Genomic DNA, 6,427 nt, shown 5'->3' on the forward strand with positions numbered 1-6,427 from the left:
ATTATGTTAGTTGAAGCAATTCTAATCGCAATATGGGCTGGAATATGTTCTTTAGATGATGTCGGTCCGCAAATGTTAAGACGCCCACTGCTCACGGGAACCGTAGCCGGGATCATCATGGGTGACATGGTTCAAGGGCTGGCTATAAGTGCCACTTTAGAGTTGATGTGGATGGGGATTGGCAACGTCGGGGCATATTCTGCTCCTGATATTATTGCCGGCTCAATTATTGGTGTGGCGCTGGGTATTGCATCAAATGGCGGTATTGCCGCAGGGATTGCACTCGCCGTTCCGGTTTCTATACTTTGCCAGCAATTACTCATTATTTGGCGTTCATTTGCCAGTTTTTTAAATGTGTGGGCAAGTAAATCGATTCTAGATGGTAATTATAGTGGCCTAACTAAGGTTCATTATTTTTCAACACCACTGTGGTTTCTTATCCGTGCGATTCCTTGTTTTATTGCCGTTTATTTCGGTAGTGAACTCGTTAATAGCATTCTAAATGCTGTACCTGAAAGTATTCTCACAGGGATGGGTGTTGCTTCTAAATTAATTCCTGCGGTCGGTATTTGCATATTATTACTGATGTTACTAAAAGGCAGAATGTGGTTTTTCTTTTTGCTCGGTTTCATGCTTACCACTTACCTAAAACTACCGATTATTCCTATTACATTTATTGCTCTCGCATTTGCCGTCCTCTATGACATGGCATTTACCAATAGCACGCGTCAAACACCAGAAGAACAACCAGCTTCCAATAAAAATGAAGAAGAGGAATATGACCTATGAACGACGTCACCACTCCTGAAAATAAAAAACTCACCAAGAAAGAGTTAAACGGCATATTTTGGCGAATTCAAACAATGTCATTTTCATATAACTATGAAAAGCTGCAAACAATTGGCTTTGCGCATTGTATGGTGCCCGTGCTTGATAAACTTTACGAAAAAGCTGATCAAGAAACTCGAATTAAAGCCATGCAAAGACACTTTGAATTCTTTAATACGCAAATCAATGCGGGTGCATTAATTCTTGGTGTAACCGCAGCATTAGAAGAAAAAACAACTGAAGAAGAGAAAGATGCAGTTGTATCTGTTAAAGCTGGACTCATGGGGCCATTTGCAGGCCTCGGTGATAGTTTATTAAAATTCACCTGGTTACCGATATGCGGCAGTATTGGTGCTGCATTTGCACTGCAAGGCAATATTATTGGCCCAATATTAATGTTTATTTTATTCAATATCGTCAATATCGGCTCTAAATATTTCTTTATTCACTACGGTTATAACAAAGGTGTTGATTTAATCGAGCAATCGAAAAAATCTAATATCATTCAACGAATTACCAATATAGCTAACGTCGTCGGGGTCATGGTCCTCGGGTCTTTAATCGCCACAACGGTCAAGTTAACGACACCTCTGACAATTTCAGTTGGTGAGCAAACAATTAAAGTCCAAGAGATGTTTGACAAAGTTATTCCTAATTTACTCACTCTGTTGTTTGCCTTAGGAATATTTTTTCTTGTTCGCAAGTTGCAAGGTAAACATACCGTTGCGCTGATTATTGCCATGATGGTTCTTGGTGTTATCTGCTCAATGTTCGGCATTTTAGGATGAAAAAGGGAAATATATGGAAATCGTCGTAAATAGAATTAATGAGTCAACACTTGAACTGAAATTTGATGAAATACCTAAAGGTAAACTCGCCCTCTATTGGACGGATAAACCTAATACTGAAATTACCCCTAATAATTTCATTACTGATTGCATCGAAAATAACCTAACAGTGCAAGATCCATTAGCGGCTAAACAACGTATTTATTTTATTCTACAACAAGATGAGTCTCGCACGCTTTTTGCTGAAAGAACGCTACCTGTTGATGGAATGAATAATTTTCGTGACTTTGGTGGCTATACCACTGAGGACAATAGACAGGTAAAATGGGGTGTTTTATACCGTTCAAATCATCTATTTAACCTTAGTGATAAAGCGATTAGCTACCTATCTCATTTAGGTATAAAAAGCATTATTGATTACCGCACGCAAAATGAAATTAATAAATCGCCCAATTGCCACATCGGCGAAAAAAATACTTATCATCTGGATGCAACGGCACAAACAGCTGAATTAGCAGCACAATTTGCTGCCGCGCCGAGCAATGAAGATAAAGCCTTAATTGAAGGGATACTCAATAATATCCCAAAAGAATTAACCAATGGTGAAGGGCAGCAAATATTAGAGCAATACCGCCAATTTGTTGTCAGTGATAAATCTAAACTAGCCTTTCGCCATATGATAAACGTTTTACTTGAGCCCAATAATAGCCCAAGCCTTCAGCATTGCAGGGGAGGAAAAGATAGAACAGGTTACGGAGCGTTATTGGTTCTTGCTATGCTTGGTGTACCAAAAGCAACTATTATACAAGACTATATGTTAACCCATCATAATCGCTTGGCGCGTAATGAAATTAAGATGGCCGCTTATCGAGAAATCACACAAGACCAAAATGTTCTCGATTATTTACTTTCATTAATTGATACAAAAGAGATATTTATTATTGAAGTATTTAATGCAATGGAAGAGATATCTGGAACAGTAGAAAATTATATTAAAAATGAACTTCATTTTACTGAGGCTGATTTTAATAAGCTAAAAGCAATTTACTTAATATAATCTCATATAAATACATATTTAAAAAATAGGTTTAATCCATAAAACCGACGACCTTTTATTGTTTAAATAATGGAAATAGCCACATTAATTATACTTCGTGGCTATTTCCATTTCTAATATAACTAACTTATTAATATCCAAAATAATTCAAATTACAGGCATACACTCTAAATAGCCCAAAGCAGCCTGTACTCCAACAATTTTTAACCTTTACCCTCAAAAAAATTTTCTATTTAATCTTTTAATCCAAAATTTACCCTAAATAATTCGGGTTGTCGGTAGGCGACAAGCGAGGATAGCTCGGGGAGCATACATCAGTATGTGACCCGAGTAGCCGAGAGCAGTCAACACCCCGACAGCGCGAAGTATGACGGGTAAAAAAGGGGAAGATTATTTTTGCCCGTAGTATGCGTCAGCCCCATGCTTGCGCAAATAATGCTTATCTAGCAACTCTCGCTGCATGGCATCAACTTGTGGCACTAACTGGCGCGTATGCAAATTCATATACGCAATTTCTTCGAGAACTACGGCATTATGCACTGCGTTGTCTGGCGTTGTTCCCCATGCAAAAGGGCCATGGCTATGAACTAAAACTGCTGGAACATCTTTTGCAGAAATACCTTTTTGCACAAAGGTTTCAATAATGACGTTACCTGTTTCTCTCTCATAGTCTGATGCGATTTCGTTTTCAGTCATTTTTCGAGTGCAGGGAATTTCACCATAAAAATAATCTGCGTGGGTGGTACCTAACGCACTCAATGGCAGGCCAGCTTGCGCCCAAATGGTGGCATGACGTGAGTGAGTATGCACTATCCCGCCGATTTCAGGAAAAGCTTGATACAGGGCCAGATGAGTATCGGTATCCGATGATGGACGATATTTCCCTTCTACGACCTCACCCGTACTCAATGAAACCACCACCATATCTTCAGCTTTCATCGTTTCATACTCAACCCCTGACGGTTTAATCACCATCAAGCCGCTTTCTCTGTCCACACCGCTGACGTTACCCCATGTAAAGGTCACTAAGTTATGTTTTGGTAATGCAAGGTTTGCATCAAAGACTTGCTGTTTGAGTTTTTCGAGCATGCCAGCCCCCTAATTTTATAAATCACCTTAAGTATCAATAGAAAAGAACAATAACTTGTCTGTCTTTTGCTGATTGATAACCCATCTCTTAGTATTAAGGTAAACAGATTTAGACGATTTAAAAAGCATGCGTATTTACAAAAAATTAACAAACCCCCTTAACTCGGTCATATTCGGGCGTAAATGGTCATGAAAAGTCAATTTCAAGGTCTATTACAACGCCTGAATATGACCGATTTTTTTTATGCTTAGATGAGATGGTCATATTAAAACGCCATTTAAGTGATTTTAATCACAAAACAAAATGTAACCAATGAATTAACCATTATTTATTAGTGACTTCAATCACTATAAAAATCTTTCTTTTTTCTACGCGAGTATTACTTGAATCTAATCACGACAAAAAAAAAGTGGCTCTGGCAGAATAAATATCGTGGAAAGAATAGGAGCTGAAAATGTTACAAGCCGAACGCCATAAACTAATTTGTTCCCATGTATACCAAAATGGTTCGGCGTTAGTGCGTGAATTATCTCAATTATGTCTAGTTTCACAAGAAACGATCCGCCGCGATTTAACTGCGCTTGAACGTAAAAATAAAATTATTCGTAGCTTCGGTGGTGCAGTTGCCATTGACCAAGAAGAAACAACCGTCCTCAATGTTCTGCCCTCTTCGGTCAAACTCAGTCAAATGGTTGATGGTGCAGAGTCGTTTCGCAAAAGAACCGAAGAACACCCTGATGCAAAAATGAAAATATCTAAAGCTGCGCTTAAACTGATTCAACCCGGCGACTGCATTATGTTAGATAACAGCAGCACTTGTTGGTTTTTAGCACGACAAATACCAGATATTGATATTACAGTAGTGACTAATTCAGTGAAGATCATCCAAGCATTAGCTTGTCGTGACAGAGTTAGAGTTATTGGCATTGGAGGCGAATATTCAGAACGTCATGACGACTTTCACGGCCCAATTGCAGAAAGTATTATTCGTAGTTTTCAGATAAAAACGTTGTTTTTATCCTGCCAAGGATTCAACATTGAAAGTGGTATCCGTGATGGCAGCGAAATAAATTCAAAACTTAAAAACATCATGTTGCAAGTATCAGAAAATAAAGTCTTACTGGCCGATAATAGTAAATTAGATAAATATGCCTTTAGCCAAGTCTGTACTTTTGATGATATTGACGTATTAATCACAAATAAACTTAATAATGATAATTTTAAATCACAGTTCCCCAACTTAAATATCGTTGAGTGTGACAGATGATTTATATAAATAAACTTTAATAATAATTTAAGTCAGTAAAAATAATATTAATAAATCCTGTTGCTGTTTAAAACAGTGCAATGATATCGGCTATCTGCAATATCAACGTACGCTAATTATATCTATCCGATTATACACAACACCATGCTGATGAAATTTATCTCATTAATATTTCATCAACTTTAAGGAATACAACGATGAATATGAAAAAATTAGTCCTACCTTGTTTAATGAGTGCGGCACTGTTTTCAAATGTTGCCATGGCTGATACACAAAAAGCACAGAAGCCCTTTACCATGGGCGTTGTAGTCAAAGTGGGTGGTATTCCTTGGTTTAACGTTATGGAACAAGGTATTACCGAAGAAGGCAAAAAATTAGGTGTAAATGCTTTCCAAGTTGGACCAACCACCGCTGACCCTGCTGAACAAGTTCGTGCTATCGAAGACTTAATTGCCAAAAAAGTCGATGTCATTGGTGTGGTTCCTAATGATGCTAAAGTCCTTGAACCTGTTCTCAAACGCGCTAAAGATGCGGGTATCAAAGTTATTACTCACGAATCACCAAACCAACAAAATGCCGATTGGGATTTCGAATTACTCGATACCCAAAGTATGGGTGCTAACCATATGAAAGATATGGCTGCTTGCATGGGTGAAGAAGGTAAATACGCCATGTTTGTAGGCAGTTTAACTGTGCCATTAGTCAATGAATGGGCTGATGCTGCCATTGCCTACCAAAAGGCAAACTACCCAAAAATGCAAATGGTTGATGACCGCTTTGGTGTTGCCGAATCTGTAGATGATTCAATGCGTACCGCTAATGATCTGCTATCAAAACATAAAGACTTAAAAGGCATTATGTCATTTGGTTCCCAAGGTCCAATCGGTGCTGGTCGTGCTATCGATAAACGCCGTAAAAATGATACTACCTGTGTGTTCGGTACATTCACGCCAGGCCAAGGCATTAAATTACTCGAAAAAGGTGCCATTGACGGCGGCTATATTTCCAATCCGAAAGTGGCAGGACAAGTGTTTGTTCAAGTCGCCACCGCCATGATGAATGGTGAAGAAATCAAAGATGGCGTGTCTATCGGTGATATGGGGCAAATCAAAGTCAGCGGAAATACGATTCTGAGTGATAACCCAGTTGAATTGAATATCGAAAACACCAAAAAACTGGTTGATGTCGGACTGTAACCGCTACGACTCAATTAATACTTAAAATAAAAATAAACGCATAAAAATACATATTCAAAGTATGACATTTTTTAGTTCGATATATGACAAGTTCTAGTTCTGAATATGAAAGATACGAGTTCTAAATAGTTCGAACTGTAGTTAGGCGACAAATGAGTTAATCCCAAGGAACATACAAAAGTATGTGACTTGGGTTAACGA

At 38.3% G+C, this 6,427-nt stretch carries 6 protein-coding genes; 5 read left to right on the forward strand and 1 reads right to left on the reverse strand.

The window, feature by feature from the left end:
- Nucleotides 1-3: 3 nt before the first annotated feature.
- From DD649_RS16875 to DD649_RS16885, 3 genes are read left to right on the forward strand one after another with little or no spacing between them, the layout of a single operon-like run.
- Nucleotides 4-789, forward strand: a complete 786-nt coding sequence (locus tag DD649_RS16875) for a PTS sugar transporter subunit IIC (protein ID WP_336430983.1) — start codon at nt 4-6, stop codon at nt 787-789.
- Complete coding sequence (locus tag DD649_RS16880) at nt 786-1,616, forward strand: PTS system mannose/fructose/sorbose family transporter subunit IID (protein ID WP_336430984.1); 831 nt, start codon at nt 786-788, stop codon at nt 1,614-1,616. Before DD649_RS16875 ends, DD649_RS16880 begins: the two co-directional genes overlap by 4 nt.
- Before the next feature lie 13 nt (nt 1,617-1,629).
- On the forward strand, nt 1,630-2,673 hold the full coding sequence (locus DD649_RS16885; RefSeq protein ID WP_294109695.1) for a tyrosine-protein phosphatase: 1,044 nt from the start codon (nt 1,630-1,632) through the stop codon (nt 2,671-2,673).
- 390 nt (nt 2,674-3,063) lie between these two features.
- On the opposite strand, the gene araD is transcribed toward DD649_RS16885, so the two are convergent.
- Nucleotides 3,064-3,762: an L-ribulose-5-phosphate 4-epimerase gene (araD, locus tag DD649_RS16890; protein ID WP_294109696.1), complete on the reverse strand. Its 699-nt coding sequence runs from the start codon at nt 3,760-3,762 to the stop codon at nt 3,064-3,066.
- Nucleotides 3,763-4,217: 455 nt separating this feature from the next.
- Here araD and DD649_RS16895 point away from each other — a divergent pair, with 455 nt between their 5' ends.
- Together DD649_RS16895 and DD649_RS16900 are read left to right on the forward strand one after the other, a co-directional pair.
- Entirely contained in the window at nt 4,218-5,030 is an 813-nt protein-coding gene (locus DD649_RS16895) for a DeoR/GlpR family DNA-binding transcription regulator (RefSeq protein ID WP_336430985.1), read from the forward strand.
- A gap of 203 nt (nt 5,031-5,233) precedes the next feature.
- A complete protein-coding gene (locus DD649_RS16900) occupies nt 5,234-6,226 on the forward strand; it encodes a substrate-binding domain-containing protein (protein ID WP_294109708.1) in 993 nt (330 codons plus the stop codon).
- The last annotated feature ends 201 nt before the right edge of the window (nt 6,227-6,427 follow it).

It is taken from the genome of Providencia sp. (assembly GCF_003533305.1).
In the GTDB taxonomy this organism is placed as follows: Bacteria; Pseudomonadota; Gammaproteobacteria; order Enterobacterales; family Enterobacteriaceae; genus Providencia.

What these genes read in the sequence shown, in the direction of transcription:
- DD649_RS16875 (WP_336430983.1), top strand. Translation starts at nt 4, where the DNA reads ATGTTAGTTGAAGCAATTCTAATCGCAATATGGGCTGGAATATGTTCT.
- DD649_RS16880 (WP_336430984.1), top strand. Translation starts at nt 786, where the DNA reads ATGAACGACGTCACCACTCCTGAAAATAAAAAACTCACCAAGAAAGAG.
- DD649_RS16885 (WP_294109695.1), top strand. Translation starts at nt 1,630, where the DNA reads ATGGAAATCGTCGTAAATAGAATTAATGAGTCAACACTTGAACTGAAA.
- araD (WP_294109696.1), bottom strand. Translation starts at nt 3,762, where the DNA reads ATGCTCGAAAAACTCAAACAGCAAGTCTTTGATGCAAACCTTGCATTA.
- DD649_RS16895 (WP_336430985.1), top strand. Translation starts at nt 4,218, where the DNA reads ATGTTACAAGCCGAACGCCATAAACTAATTTGTTCCCATGTATACCAA.
- DD649_RS16900 (WP_294109708.1), top strand. Translation starts at nt 5,234, where the DNA reads ATGAAAAAATTAGTCCTACCTTGTTTAATGAGTGCGGCACTGTTTTCA.